Origin of the sequence: Paenibacillus sp. FSL R5-0378 (assembly GCF_038009285.1) — a bacterium.
GTDB lineage: Bacteria > Bacillota > Bacilli > Paenibacillales > Paenibacillaceae > Paenibacillus_AQ > Paenibacillus_AQ favisporus.
The window spans coordinates 2,182,643-2,196,485 of sequence record NZ_JBBPAY010000001.1; the positions used below are offsets into that span (position 1 = coordinate 2,182,643).

Annotated in this window: 15 protein-coding genes and 2 pseudogenes; 11 read left to right on the top strand and 6 right to left on the bottom strand. The window is 53.2% G+C overall.

Annotation, left to right across the window (positions count from 1 at the left end; translation table 11 throughout):
- Window positions 1-143: 143 nt before the first annotated feature.
- The 8 genes from MKY74_RS10300 to MKY74_RS10335 all read left to right on the top strand — a co-directional run bounded on the left by MKY74_RS10300 (window position 144) and on the right by MKY74_RS10335 (window position 9,749).
- A complete protein-coding gene (locus MKY74_RS10300; protein ID WP_076170627.1) occupies window positions 144-2,039 on the top strand; it encodes a PrkA family serine protein kinase in 1,896 nt (631 codons plus the stop codon).
- Window positions 2,040-2,195: 156 nt separating this feature from the next.
- Window positions 2,196-3,083 carry an Hsp33 family molecular chaperone HslO gene (locus MKY74_RS10305; protein WP_076170626.1) on the top strand — a complete coding sequence of 296 codons (888 nt, stop codon included), beginning with the start codon at window positions 2,196-2,198 and terminating at the stop codon, window positions 3,081-3,083.
- A 32-nt stretch (window positions 3,084-3,115) separates the two neighbouring features.
- Complete coding sequence (locus MKY74_RS10310; protein WP_076170625.1) at window positions 3,116-3,838, top strand: MerR family transcriptional regulator; 723 nt, start codon at window positions 3,116-3,118, stop codon at window positions 3,836-3,838.
- 110 nt (window positions 3,839-3,948) lie between these two features.
- Window positions 3,949-4,956 (top strand): globin-coupled sensor protein, encoded by a 1,008-nt coding sequence (locus tag MKY74_RS10315; protein WP_076170624.1) that lies wholly within the window; start codon window positions 3,949-3,951, stop codon window positions 4,954-4,956.
- Between the two features lie 148 nt (window positions 4,957-5,104).
- A complete protein-coding gene (locus MKY74_RS10320; RefSeq protein ID WP_076170623.1) occupies window positions 5,105-6,127 on the top strand; it encodes a LacI family DNA-binding transcriptional regulator in 1,023 nt (340 codons plus the stop codon).
- 198 nt (window positions 6,128-6,325) lie between these two features.
- Entirely contained in the window at window positions 6,326-7,024 is a 699-nt protein-coding gene (locus MKY74_RS10325; RefSeq protein ID WP_076170622.1) for a response regulator transcription factor, read from the top strand.
- Window positions 7,021-8,490, top strand: a complete 1,470-nt coding sequence (locus tag MKY74_RS10330) for a sensor histidine kinase (RefSeq protein ID WP_076170621.1) — start codon at window positions 7,021-7,023, stop codon at window positions 8,488-8,490. Before MKY74_RS10325 ends, MKY74_RS10330 begins: the two co-directional genes overlap by 4 nt.
- A gap of 152 nt (window positions 8,491-8,642) precedes the next feature.
- Entirely contained in the window at window positions 8,643-9,749 is a 1,107-nt protein-coding gene (locus MKY74_RS10335; protein ID WP_167372879.1) for a TolB family protein, read from the top strand.
- A 156-nt stretch (window positions 9,750-9,905) separates the two neighbouring features.
- Here the strand turns inward: MKY74_RS10335 and MKY74_RS10340 are convergent, their stop codons facing one another.
- Window positions 9,906-10,262 (bottom strand): hypothetical protein, encoded by a 357-nt coding sequence (locus tag MKY74_RS10340; protein ID WP_341012074.1) that lies wholly within the window; start codon window positions 10,260-10,262, stop codon window positions 9,906-9,908.
- 718 nt (window positions 10,263-10,980) lie between these two features.
- On the opposite strand from MKY74_RS10340, the gene MKY74_RS10345 reads away from it, so the two are divergent.
- From MKY74_RS10345 to MKY74_RS10355, 3 genes and pseudogenes are all read left to right on the top strand, one after another.
- Entirely contained in the window at window positions 10,981-11,223 is a 243-nt protein-coding gene (locus MKY74_RS10345) for a MerR family transcriptional regulator (protein WP_341012075.1), read from the top strand.
- Window positions 11,211-11,477: a MerR family transcriptional regulator gene (locus MKY74_RS10350; RefSeq protein ID WP_341012076.1), complete on the top strand. Its 267-nt coding sequence runs from the start codon at window positions 11,211-11,213 to the stop codon at window positions 11,475-11,477. The genes MKY74_RS10345 and MKY74_RS10350 overlap by 13 nt, the downstream gene beginning before the upstream one ends.
- A 2-nt stretch (window positions 11,478-11,479) precedes the next feature.
- Window positions 11,480-11,932 (top strand): annotated as a pseudogene (locus tag MKY74_RS10355) (hypothetical protein).
- 525 nt (window positions 11,933-12,457) lie between these two features.
- Here the strand turns inward: MKY74_RS10355 and MKY74_RS35690 are convergent.
- From MKY74_RS35690 to MKY74_RS35710, 5 genes and pseudogenes are all read right to left on the bottom strand, one after another.
- Window positions 12,458-12,890, bottom strand: a pseudogene (locus tag MKY74_RS35690) (SpoVR family protein).
- A complete protein-coding gene (locus tag MKY74_RS35695) occupies window positions 12,842-13,051 on the bottom strand; it encodes a SpoVR family protein (protein ID WP_445671800.1) in 210 nt (69 codons plus the stop codon). The pseudogene MKY74_RS35690 and the gene MKY74_RS35695 overlap by 49 nt, the downstream one beginning before the upstream one ends.
- A gap of 43 nt (window positions 13,052-13,094) precedes the next feature.
- The gene (locus MKY74_RS35700) at window positions 13,095-13,376 is read right to left on the bottom strand and encodes a hypothetical protein (protein ID WP_445671810.1); all 282 of its coding nucleotides are present in this window, start codon (window positions 13,374-13,376) and stop codon (window positions 13,095-13,097) included.
- A complete protein-coding gene (locus MKY74_RS35705; protein ID WP_445671801.1) occupies window positions 13,262-13,564 on the bottom strand; it encodes a SpoVR family protein in 303 nt (100 codons plus the stop codon). The genes MKY74_RS35700 and MKY74_RS35705 overlap by 115 nt, the downstream gene beginning before the upstream one ends.
- Window positions 13,530-13,757 (bottom strand): SpoVR family protein, encoded by a 228-nt coding sequence (locus tag MKY74_RS35710; RefSeq protein WP_445671802.1) that lies wholly within the window; start codon window positions 13,755-13,757, stop codon window positions 13,530-13,532. The genes MKY74_RS35705 and MKY74_RS35710 overlap by 35 nt, the downstream gene beginning before the upstream one ends.
- Window positions 13,758-13,843 lie beyond the last annotated feature (86 nt).

Below are 13,843 nucleotides of genomic sequence, written 5' to 3' on the forward strand. Positions count from 1 at the left end.
GGGCGAAAAAAGAGGTCAACTAATCCCACGGTCCCGCATAGGTATGTAATACACTTTTTAAGAATCGATGGGAGCAGTTGACCCTTGACGCATTTTGTAGGAGTAGCTTGCGATTTCATAACCGAGTCATAGGAGGTACTTGCATGGATATTTTCGAACGCGTAGCGGCATATCGGGCAGAGAGCGATCAACTGGCATGGAATGGCACCTTTAAAGAATACATCGACCTTCTTCGTCAGGACCCATCACCGGCGATGACGGCGCATGCCCGCGTCTATGACATGATCAAATCATACGGCGTGGAAGAGGTCAACGGCCATAAACGTTATAAATTTTTTGAGCAGGAAATTTTCGGCCTGGATCGTGCCATTGAAAAGCTGGTGGAGGAGTACTTCCACTCCTCGGCCCGCAGGCTCGACGTCCGTAAACGGATTCTGCTGCTGATGGGGCCGGTCAGCGGCGGGAAATCGACGATTGTGACCCTGCTGAAGCGGGGCCTTGAGAAATTTTCAAGAACACCGCAAGGCGCGGTATTCGCTATTGACGGGTGCCCGATGCATGAAGAACCGCTTCATCTCATTCCGCTGGACCTGAGGCCTGAAGTGGAAAAAGAACTTGGCGTGCGGATCGAAGGCAATCTCTGCCCTTCCTGCCAAATGCGCCTGAAGACCGAATACGACGGCGATATCGAGAAAATGCCCGTCACCCGGGTGCTGATCTCGGAAGACAGCCGTGTCGGTATCGGTACATTCAGCCCTTCAGATCCGAAATCCCAGGACATCGCCGACCTGACCGGCAGCATCGACTTTTCTACCATTACGGAATACGGTTCGGAATCGGACCCCCGCGCCTACCGTTTCGATGGAGAGCTGAACAAGGCCAACCGCGGCCTGATGGAATTTCAGGAAATGCTCAAATGCGACGAGAAGTTTCTGTGGAACCTGCTCTCACTCACGCAGGAAGGCAATTTCAAGGCAGGGCGGTTCGCGCTTATTTCCGCCGACGAGCTCATCGTTGCCCACACGAACGAATCGGAGTACAAGGCCTTTATCGCCAACAAGAAAAACGAAGCGCTGCAGTCCCGGATGATCGTCATGCCGATTCCTTATAACCTGAAGGTATCGGATGAAGAAAAGATTTACGGCAAGCTCATTTCGCAAAGCGACATGAAGCATATCCATATTGCGCCGCATGCGCTGCGTTCCGCCGCGATTTTCTCCATTCTGACCCGTCTCAAGGAGACGAAGAAGCAGGGAATGGACCTGGTCAAAAAGATGAGAATGTACGATGGCGAAGAGATTGAAGGCTATAAAGAAGCCGATTTGAAGGAAATGCAGTCTGAATATTTGGAAGAAGGCATGTCCGGCGTCGATCCGCGGTATGTCATCAACCGGATTTCCAGTGCTTTGATTAAGCAGGACCTTCAATGCATTAATGCGCTGGATGTGCTGCGGGCCATCAAAGACGGGCTGGACCAGCACGCCTCCATTACGAAGGACGAACGGGAGCGTTATCTGAATTTCATCGCGGTGGCCCGGAAAGAATACGACGAGCTGGCGAAAAAAGAAGTGCAGAAGGCCTTTGTTTATTCCTTTGAGGAGTCGGCCAAAACGTTGTTTGAGAATTACCTCGACAACATCGAGGCGTTCTGCAACTGGACGAAAATCCGCGATCCGCTCACCGACGAAGAGATGAATCCGGACGAAAGGCTGATGCGTTCCATCGAGGAGCAGATCGGCGTTTCCGAAAATGCCAAAAAAGCGTTCCGCGAAGAAATCCTCATCCGGATTTCGTCTTATTCCCGCAAGGGCAAAAAGTTCGAATACCATAATCATGACCGTCTGCGCGAAGCGATCGAGAAGAAGCTGTTTACAGACCTCAAGGATATCGTAAAAATAACGACGTCGACCAAAACGCCGGATGCCGCCCAGCTTAAGCGGATTAACGAAGTAAGCAAACGGCTGATTGACGAGCACGGCTACTGCCCGGTATGCGCGAACGAGCTGCTGCGCTATGTGGGAAGCTTGCTGAACCGGTAATCAGCAGAAACCGTATAAATTCCAGTGTCCAACATGGCTCCTGATTCATATCGGGGGCCATTTTTTTCTGCTTTTTTCTTTTTCGGGTCTTGAACCTCACGTAACGTTAGGAAGTAAAATGTGGGGATACTAGAATCGCGGAAAGGAATGTAGAAAATGAAGAGCAGTTGGATTGCAAAATCGATTGCGTTTGACGGAAAAGTCCGTATCATTTTTATGGATAATACCCATTTGCTCCAACAAATCTTTAATAGAAGAACAATGGGCCCGGTGTTGAAAGAGGCATTAGGCAGAACGGTATCGGTGGCAGGGCTGATTGCGGGTATTTTAAAAGAACCACAGCAGATGAGCCTGAAAATCAAGACAAGCAGCCCCGGCGTAAACATATTTGCGGATGCGGACGCTTCCGGTAATGTTCGGGGATATCTCAGTGAAGAGTGGTTTCAACTGCCATCGGAGGGCTTATCGCTCGGGCAGATCATTGGGAGCAGGGGCAACATCCAAGTGGTGCAGGAAACGGGAGCGAATCGGATGTTTACAGGAATTACGGATATGCCTTACGCCAATATCACGGATGATATTTCTCATTATTATGGCCAAAGCGAACAAACATTGACGTGGGTTACCTTAAACCTTTGTATCGACCATGAGAAGCAGCGGGTATCGTCATCCAGAGGAATATTGGCCCAACTGCTCCCAGGTGGAAATCCGGGTTTGATGCAGCAAGTAAAGGAAATGGTGGATGGGAGCGATTTTATGCTGAGCCGCCATCAAAAAGATCAGGCACATCATGAGCTGCTTCTGTGCCCGCCGGGAGGTTGGGCGATTCTGGAAACCAAGCCGCTGCAGTGGTATTGTGAATGTTCAAAGGAAATGCTTAGCAATCTGCTGCTGGGCCTTGAGCGGGAGGAGCTGGCCAGCCTCGTCCTGCAGGCGGAGCCGGCAGAAGTGGTCTGCAGCCACTGTGGGGAGAAATATGGATTTAGTCCCATCGAGATTCAGAGCTTGCTCGACATATTTCAAGGGAGAAGAACGATCCCATAACCCTTATCAAGCCAACAGAAAGGAACAGAACGATGAAAACCTGGAAAGTTGGAGAAATCGCCAAATTAACCGGCCTAACCGTCAGGACGCTCCATCATTATGACGAGATCGGCTTATTGCATCCAACACTCACGTCGGAAAAAGGGCACCGCTTGTACGTAGAGGACGATCTGCAGCGGCTTCACCATATCATTTTACTTAAACAATTGGGAATTTCGCTGGAAGAAGTGAAGCGGTCGGTCACTGATCCGGAATTTAATCCGTTACATTTGCTGGAACACCAGCTTGCGCGCATCAATGAACATATTCAAATGCAGCTGGATGTAAGGGATCGTCTAAACAATATTTACAGCTTAATGCAGCTCGGACAGCCGGTTGACTCCATCCGGTTCATCGAAGTCGTGCAATTGATCAATATGAGCAGGAGCCAGCATTTTAGCCGGGAGATGGCAAGAAACATCCAGCAGAATTATACTTCTATGAATTTAGAACAAATGAGGGAGAAGGAGGAGGAATTCCGGAGGCTGATTTCCGGGTTCCGCTCCGAAATGGAGAAAGGAACGCCGGAGCACCATCCCACCGTATTAGCCCTAGCAAGACGATGGAAGAGCTGTTTTCAGGATGCAGCGGGTGATTATGATCTGTTAAGCCGGTCGGCGGAAAGCTATTACCGGGAACACTCCGATCAGGCTCTCCGTTTTGGAATGGACCGCGAGCTATACCAATTCATTCGTAAAGCCGTACTAAAAATATAAGTCGGATGCACTATATTTTAGTTGTTTAGTCGTCGATATAGACTATAATAGACAAAGTTAGATTGTTTAAAATTGGTATAATCAGGGAAATTCTAAAGGAGCCATTTTACATGATTCAAGTATCGGAAGCGCGGCATAAGCAGCTGAAATTTATTGGACTGACGGAAACGGATTTAGAGATTCTGCGGATGCACCAGCCCGTATTCAGCAAGGTGGTCGATGAAGTCGTGGACCATTTTTATCGGCATATCACTTCGGAGCCGGAGCTCATGCGCATCATTGAACGGAAAACGACGATCGACAGGCTGAAGACGACCCAGCGGGAATACTGGATGTCGCTGGCCGAGGGTGTCATTGACGAGCCGTTTCTGGAGAAAAGAATCGCCATCGGACTGGTACATTCACGCGTTGGCTTAAATACGGATTATTATCTCGGCAGCTATATGGTTTATTTGGACATCGCTGTTGAGCTGTTCAAGAAGGCCATTCCGGACCGCTGGATCGAGGTGATCCATCCCCTGACCAAGATGTTCAACCTCGATTCGCAATTGGTTCTGGAAGCTTATGATATGAAGGAAAAGGAAAAGATCCAAGAGCTTGCCGACGAGCGGGAGCAGGTGCTCCGGGCGGTAACCGAAGTCGTTCAGCAGCTGACCGGCATGATTGCCGAGCTGAACGAGAGTGCCGGCCAAATCGCCGAGACCGCGAAAGTGACCGCGGCTTCCCAGGACCTGGCCCATTCGCTGATGGACGAGCTGCAGGAGGATGTCACCCAAATCGAGAACATGGGCGGCTTGATCAAGGGCATCGCCGACCAGACGCATCTGCTCGGACTGAACGCGGCGATCGAGGCGGCGCATGCCGGGGATTCCGGCAGAGGCTTTGCCGTCGTGGCCGGCGAGGTTCGCAAGCTCGCAGCCCATTCGCGGGAAGCGCTGGAGACGATCCAGGATAAAGTGTCGGGCATCATGGTCCGGCTGGAGAGCGTGCAGCAGGAAACCCGGCAGACATCAGTCCATGCCAGGGCACAGGCGGAGAGCTCCCAGGAGCTGGCCGCTTTCGTGAAGACGATCGAGAAGCTGACGCTGGATCTGGCGGAGATTCAGAATCACCAGTAAACGCCGACGAGGAGCGTCAAGGAAGCTTCATTTGTTCCAGTACCTCATCATTCGCCATTCAGGTATAATAGATTCGTCATCATGAATATTCGAAATCGTAAATTTTTGAATTGATCGGCAACTGATTTGTATTTGAGGTGATTGTATAGTGGCTTCCATTCATGATGTGGCGAAAGAGGCTGGAGTATCTGTCGCAACCGTTTCCAAAGTCATTAACCATTATCCGGACGTCAGCGATAAAACAAGGAAAAAAGTAAAATCGGCGATTGAGCTTCTTCGTTACCGGCCCAATGCCATTGCACGCGGACTCGTCACCGGGAGATCGTGGACCGTGGGTGTGCTGATCAACATTCCCTTTACGAACCCATATGTGGCTGAACTGCTGGAAGGCATCAAAACGGCGCTGGAGAACAGCGGCTATGATCTCATGCGCCTCTCGGCCCGGCTGAACGACGAAAGTTATTCTTTTATCGACCACTGCGAGAGCAGAAACCTGGATGGGGTCGTCATTTTCGGCGTGGAGCGGGACCACCGGATTATCGGCGAGTTGATCCGTTCCGATATTCCTACCATGTTTGTGGATACGGACGTCATGGGAAACCGGGTCGGAAATATTACATCGGATAACGTGAACGGCGTTCGTATGGCCGTCTCCCATCTGTACGGGCTAGGTCACCGGGATATCGCCTATATCGCCGGTACTCTCGGCCATACGGTAGCCGAACGACGGCTTCAGGGATACAAGCAGGGCCTTGCCGACTGTTCCATCGAATACAGGGACAAGTATCTGGAAGTGTGTGATTATTCTTTTGAAGGCGGCATGGTCGCCATGAGGAAGCTCCTTCATCTTCAGTCTCCCCCGACGGCTGTCGTGTGTACTTCGGATATGGCTGCGATGGGGGCGATTCATGAAATTGAAGCATGGGGATTTTCCGTTCCCGGGGATGTTTCGGTTGTCGGGTTTGACAACATTTTTGAGGCCAAGGTGTTTAAGCCGAGCCTGACGACCGTGAACCAGAACATACACAATATCGGTGCAAGGTCGATTGAGCATCTGATCTCCATGATCGAAAATCCGGAATACTCGCCGCCGGAAATTATGGAGCCAGCCAGCCTGGTTATCCGCCAATCGACCGGCAAAGTGAAGGTTTCTGAAGATCAATTGCGTTAAAATAGGGGGAAGGGATGTGCCGGGCAGGCATGTCCCTTTTTGCGTCCTGTCTGGTCATTTAAGATTGCGTTTCATTTCCGTGTGTTACAAAGGACAGGTGCTTAGGTCAAGAAATGTTGTGAATGGTGCACAATATCTTATAATGATAGAAAATCAGGCACCGCTTATAATCAATGGATGAAAGTGACGTGATAGTCGATGGAGGAAAAAAGAGTGCTGGTGGCCGACGATGAGCCGAGCATCCGCAGTGCGATTTCCTATGCGCTCAAACGGGAGGGGTTCGTCGTTGAAACGGCCGCGGACGGTGAGGAGGCGCTGCAGCAGGCGGATGCCTTCCGCCCGGATATGCTGGTGCTGGACGTCATGATGCCCAAGGCAAACGGCTATGAGGTGCTGCGCCGGCTGGAAAACCGCAAAGGACTCGGCATATTGATGCTGACCGTTAAAAACGATATCGTCGACAAGGTTTTGGGACTGGAGCTTGGGGCCGACGATTTTATGACCAAACCGTTCGATATCCGCGAGCTGGTCGCACGGGTGAAATCGATCGTCCGCCGGCTGGATAAAGTGGAAGAACCCGCGCCTGCGCCGGAAGGGAAAAAAGCCGTGCTTGGACAGCTGACCGTTCATGCCGCCAAACGCACAGCAGAACTCAGCGGCCGGCTGCTGGAGCTGACGCCGAAGGAATTCGATCTGCTGTCGCTGCTCGTGTTTCACCCCGGGCGGGTGTACACCCGCGAGGATCTGCTGGATCTCGTATGGGGCATGGAGTATGCAGGGGGCACCCGAACGGTGGACATTCATATCCAGCGGCTGCGGAAAAAGCTGGGCGACGCCCACTATATGCTGCAGACGGTATACGGGATCGGCTATAAGGCGCTGGAGGAGGGCACATGAGCCTCGGCCTGAAATGGAAGTTTCCGCTGTTCCTGGCAGTGCTGCTGGTGTTTACGACCGGCGTGCTCAGCTGGCTTGTACTCAGCGGAATCAGGACCAATCAGCGCGAGCAGATGGAAGAGAGCCTGCAGCGGCAGGCCGACGTAGCCGAAATGAGGGTCAAGCAGGATTATTTGACGGGCGAACGGCTGAAACCGGTGGATTTTATGGGAAAACAGGGGCAGGAGCTGGCCGTGGACCTTGGTATTTCCACCAACATGCGAGTGATCCTGTACGACGCGAAGGGCCAAGAGGTGGGCAATTCCCTGCCGCTGGCCGAAAAACCGGATGTCGGAGATGCCCTGTCTTATGCGCTGAAAGGTAAAATCGCCTACATTACCGAAGCGGATTCCCTGATCTATCTTGCGCCGATGCAGGGGCCTGACGGCATGCTGGGAGTTGTCCAGCTCCATACGTCGCTGAAGGCGCAGCATGAATTTTATAACCGGATGGCGTATCGGCTAGTTTGGACAGGCGGCATCGTATTGCTGCTGAGCTTTATTCTGGGATTTATTTATGTATACCGTCAGGTCAGGGATATCGTGAAGCTGAAGGCGGAGGCGGACCGAATCTCCCGCGGGGAGTATCCGGAGCGGTCCCCGCTGCGGCGGAAAGACGAGCTCGGGCAGCTCGGAACCGGCATTCTGCATATGAGCCGTGACATCAAAGGGCATATGGCTGCGCTCCAGGAGGAAAAGCACCATCTGCAATTGGCCGTGGAGAAGCTGCAAGCGCTCGAGCAGCAGCAGAAGCAGTTTATCAATAACGTGAGCCACGAGTTTAAAACACCGTTGACGTCGATCCAGGCCTATACGGATTTGCTGGGCATGTATGGTGACGATCCGCAGCTGATCGAGGAAGCGCGCAGTGCGATTGCCAAAGAGTCCGAGCGGTTGTATCAATTGGTCGAGGACGTGCTGCGCTTGTCGCTGCTGGAGAAGTACGATTTTGAATCCCAGGCGGAAGAAGTGGAGCTTGCGGATTTGCTGCAGGATGTCGTATCCCGGATCAGCGCCAAGGCCACCAAATACGATTTAACGATACAGACCGACCTCGTACCTGCCCGGGTGTGGGGGGACCGGGACCATTTCATTCATATTTTTATGAATCTGCTGGATAATGCGATCAAATACAATCGGCCCGGCGGCCGGATTGTCATTCAAAGCCGGGCTTCGGAAGACGAAGTGAGCGTATCGGTCCGCAACACGGGGCGGACCATCCCGCGGGAATGGTGGGCGCATCTGTTCGAGCCGTTCTCCACGCTGCACCAAGACCGCGCCCGCTCTACCGGCGGAACCGGCCTTGGCCTGCCGCTGGCGTCCCAGCTCGCGGAGAAGCAGGGGGGCCGGCTTGAACTCGTCCGTTCGGATGCGGAGGAGACCGAATTTACCGTTTCGTTTCCGCGGCACGCCAGCCGGGAGAATTAGGAAGGTATAGCCTATGTTTTTCCAAAGGGAATGAACTGTGCTTTAGCTGATGCTTTTTTCAATAAAAGTTTACAACTTGGAAACATTTCGACGTATGCCGGATATCATTGGCGTGTAGGATGGGGGTAAGAAATCAGGAAGGGATGAAGCTCATGATGAAACGACATAAACTACTTCCTCCAGTGATCGGCGTGATGATGGCAGGTGCGCTTTTGGCGGGCTGCGGTTCGCCGCAGAGCAATGCAAGCCGGGAGGTCATCGACAAGCCGGGCAAGCAGATCACCGTTATAGATACGGCCGCCGAAGGCCGGAGAAATACCGGAGAAATCCAGGTGGAGCAAATCGAAAAGCTTAAAGACGTGTACGGCCGGACCTGGCTGTCGGACCACGAAGCCATCGTGGAACGAAATCATGTGCTGATGATCCATGATTTTGCCTCCAATATCGAACGCAAGTTGACGGAAAATCCGGCCACGGCCGGTCAATATCTGGCCGCCGCGTCGCCGGACGGGGAGCATGTCTTTTTTACGGGGGGCAACCCGAAAGACAAGTATGATATCGGGGGTTATCTCCTGGATGCGGCTTCCGGAACCGTAACGAAAACGGGCGCATTCTCCATGCTGTCCGATATGTTCTGGGCCGATCCGCAGCATATCCTCGTGAGCACGGATGACAGCAAGCTTCAATTGATCGACCTGCAGGGCAAACGGACCCCGGTCCAATTCTCGGATCCGGAGCTGTCCGACAACGTGCCGCGCATGGCGAGCAAAGCGGGCGACCGTTATTACTATTTGGGCGTCCACGAAGGCTACACCGTGCTGAAGTCGTTTACGGCATCGGCGCCTGAGGCCAAGACGATCCAGGAAGGCGTCGTCACATTCAGCCTGTCGCCGGACGGCAGCGCGATCGCCCTGGAGAAACGCGAGTGGAACACGACCAAGGACGCCGAGCTGCAGCTCATCGATGCCAGCGGCAAGAAGCTGGGAACCGTGGCCAAAGGAACGCTCCTCGGCCGGCCGAGCTGGTCGCCGGACGGCAGCAAAATCGCCTTCTCGGTGTATACCGAGGGCGAGCAGGGCATGAAAGGCATGTACGTGTTCGACAAGGCGAGCGGCAAAACGACGCCGTTGTCCACGGAGATCCAGGCCTATGACTCCCCGGCCGTCTGGAGCCCTGACAGCAAGTCGCTGATGGTGTACCAGACCGTGTACGAAGGCGAGAAGTCGAACAATGTGACGTATGTGGTCCATCTGAAGTGATCGCCGCGGTCAGCGGCGGAGCGTGTGCTGTGCGTGCTGCTAGGCAGGCTTCGTGCGGGCTGTGCTTCGAAGCAGAGCGTTGGCGCTGCAGGTTGCGCGTTCTGAGCGCTCGACGGATGAGCGCATGTGTGCGGGGAAGCCCGCTCCGCGTGCGGATCATGCCTCCGATCGCTGTTGCCCCCGAATTTTTGAGGAATGGAATCGAAGGTAAAAATTCGGGGACAAAGGCGACCGCTGCCGCTTCTCCGGCATGATTCCGCCCGCTCCGCTGCTGCCTGCGGCGAGTGGGGGAGTAAGGTCCTTGCGGTGGCTGTGCAGCACCGCAAGGACGGGAGTGGGAGCGGGCTGTGCTTCGATGCAAAGCGTTCGGCTGGCGCGTGCTCTGCGTGCTGCTGTGCAGGCTTCGTGCGGGCTGTGCTTCGATGCAGAGCGTTGGCGCTGCAGGTTGCGAGGATAGAGCGGTCGACGGATGAGCGCATGTGTGCGGGGAAGCCCGCTCCGCGTGCGGATCATGCCTCCGATCGCTGTTGCCCCCGAATTTTTGGGAATGGAATCGAAGGTAAAAATTCGGGGACAAAGGCGACCGCTGCCGCTTCTCCGGCATGATTCCGCCCGCTCCGCTGCTGCCAGCGGCGAGTGGGGTAGTAAGGTCCTTGCGGTGGCTGTGCAGCACCGCAAGGACGGGAATGGGTGCGTGCTGTGCTTTGATGCAAAGCGTTCGGCTGGCGCGTGCTATGCGTGCTGCTAGGCAGGCTTCGTGCGGGCTGTGCTTCGATGCAGAGCGTTTGCGCTGCAGGTTGCGCGAATAGAGCGTTCGACGGATGAGCGCATGTGTGCGGGGAAGCCCGCTCCGCGTGCGGATCATGCCTCCGATCGCTGTTGCCCCCGAATTTTTTGGGAATGGAATCGAAGGTAAAAATTCGGGGACAAAGGCGACCGCTACCGCTTCTACGGCATGATTCCGCCCGCTCCGCTGCTGCCAGCGGCGAGTGGGGGAGTAAGGTCCTTGCGGTGACTGTGCAGCACCGCAAGGACGGGGGCAGGCAAGGGACAGTGCTTTGTACCGGGCATGTTAGCAGGGGAAACTTGGAACGTGCGAGGCGATGGCGGTCATATTTAGAAAATAAGTCACCCTCAATGTAGGTGGCTTTTTTGTATAGTTAGCGAGCCCCAGGTTTCAGTCAAAAAAATGTAAAAACCGACTTGACCTTGAGTCTGCTCCAATGTTATTGTGAATTCATGGAAAAACTTTATTCTACAAGAAGCTTCACGGATACTGGGGATTCCTAAGGATACGCTTCGCTATTATGACCGTCTCGGAATTGTCTCGCCGACGCGGGAAAACAATCGGTACCGCAGGTACTCGAGGAACGACCTCATCGACTTGATGAACATTCAAATTATGCAGTATGCGGACTTTTCTCTTGACGAAATCAAGGGGAGATTTTGGGGTTCCACAGGATGGAGAAGGTAGACCCTGCTTACTGCCATGAGGTTGCTGCTTTCCTCGATGCCAAGAATGCCGAGACACGCAAGATTGATCATCTTCAGAAGGTCAGTCAGCTGCTCGACGTAGCTGCCGATACATTAAGAGACTTCAATCCAGAAAAAGACCAGCGGCTGGCGGAGATTGTGCGCGAAATTTATCAGGGTATCCGTAGAAGGAAACGGAAATTTTCAGGGAGGGATGCTTGTGATCATCAAGGTTACTTAATTTTTATTACCTGATCATGAGCATTTTTGCAGTACTGTTTGCCGCTACGCACGCATGGAACGGGCAATCCGCTGTTCTTCCGGAGCTCAGGTAGGTGCGATCATGATGGGGACACGGACGGTATTCATGTATGTTTGGCACATCATCACGGCGGAAAATCTGGTTTTCGGGGTCATGTTTATTTGGATGTCATTCCAAAGCGATCGATCAAAGGTCCGGTTTGCTGCTTGGATGATCGTGTCGCTTCTGAGCGTGCGTACGGGTGGTCGTTCTTAGCGTAACCGCATTTCAAGACGCTTCGTCCCTTACGGATACGTTAATTGACTCGGTTGCAATCGTCATTTATGTGGCCTTTATCATTTTGGGTATAAGGATGAAGCCTAAAAAAGCTGAAAGTCAGGAGCTACATTTTGAAAGGAGGAATGAAGGTCATCAGTGGGAGGGGTTATACTTGGTGGCAGAGAGCTAGGCGTCTGCATGTTGCATAGCTCATCTAGGAAGCATGGATTTTATGTAGCGGACGATATAGTGATTGAGTTGTCGGTTGTTCGGGCTTTCCTTGCAAACCAAAAACCTCTCAAGCGTGCATAGGGTTCACCATGCAGCTCGGGGGGTTTTTTGGCGTAGAGATTTCTTTTGGTCCAGAGGTATTTGATGTTAATTACACGTATCGGATTTGCACGCACCAGCGGAGAGGACGAATCGTTCTGGAGAAGCGGTCAGCGGTCGCCTTTGTCCCCGGATTTCCACCTAGGCATGTTACCGATAAGGAAATCTGGGGGCAACAGCGATCGGAAGAACGATCCGGCATCGGAGCAGTCAACAGCTCAACATTTACAAGATCTGCTCAATGAGGGCTTAGAATTCCCTCACGAACCGCCGATGCAGCTTCTTGCCGTCGTAGGAGAACATTACCTTTTTGTCCTCGACGATGGTTTCCAGATGCACGGCGGCCCCACAGCTGGTACATGCTTCAGCGTGCGCTCCATGTGCTTCAGGTCGAGCTCCGATGCCCTCGTACATATGCTTGATCACCATCTCGCCGGTCCGCGGGTAATCGCCGTCCTCGACGACGAGGCAAGGAGCTGCCGCCGTTGACTCGGGCGAAGACGAGCTGGTCGCGGATGTTTTCCCAGCTTTTATCGGTGATTTTCCACTCGGGACCCTTTTTCTCGAAGACGTACAGGTCCAGATCCTCGGTCAGCTGCTTCGTCATATAATTGCGGATAAAGGAAATGTCCGAATCGAATTCGCGCACCTCGAAGATTTTCTCGGCCTTGACCGGGTTTGCGACCGCCAGATTCGATTTCCTCCTTGGTCGGATGGTCCCAGCGGCGCTCGATGTCCTCGAAGATTTTCAGCCCTAAATAATATGGATTCAGGCTGTGCCGGGACGGCTGCGACGGAAGAAGTTGAGCTTGGCGAATTCGATCGTCTCGTCGCTCGTCAGGTCCAGCTCGCGGATGATCCGCTGATGCCAATACGAAGCCCAGCCTTCGTTCATGATTTTGGTCTCCATCTGAGGCCAGAAATAGAGCATTTCGTCGCGGAGCATCGTCATAATGTCGCGCTGCCAGTCCTCCAACACTTCGGAAAATTCCTGGATGAACCAGACGATGTCCTTTTCCGGTTCAGGCGGGAATTGCGGTTGGCCGCACTCCTGGACTCAGGCTCCGGCTTGTGATCGAGGTTCCACAAGTCGTCGTATTCGCCGGGCTGGGTCTGGATTTTGCCGAACTCTTTTGCGCTTTCAGCTTCATTTCCATATAGCGCTGCTTATCCAGGTGCTGCGGCTTGATCAGCTGCGGGTCGACATGCTCCTGGACGGCCAGCGGCATCGATGAAGCGCTCCACGACTTCGGTGCCGTGCTCGAGTTCGTATTCGGCGCTGATCCGCTCGCAGTGGCCGACATGCTCTCGACCATGTTGCGGTTGGTGGCGGAAAGCGGTAGTTGTTTTTGAAAAAGTCGCAGTGCGCCAGGACGTGGGCCACGATGAGCTTGTTCTGGATCAGGGAGTTGCCGTCGAGCAGAAAGGCGTAGCACGGATTGGAGTTGATGACCAGCTCATAGATTTTGCTCAGGCCGAAGTCGTACTGCATTTTTCATTTTGTTGAACGTCTTGCCGAAGCTCCAGTGTGAAAAACGGGTAGGCATCCCGTAAGCACCGAAGGTGTAAATAATGTCCGCCGGACAAATTTCGTAACGCATCGGATAATAATCCAGGCCGAAGCCGTCAGCGATCTCCATAATTTCACTAATGGCGTATTCCAGCTGTTTGATCTCGTCGCTCATTCGTTCATTGCTCCTTCCTTCTGCGGAAGAATAAAATATGATATCGGGACTATATTTCAATATATTCAGCAGCACCTCAAGTATGA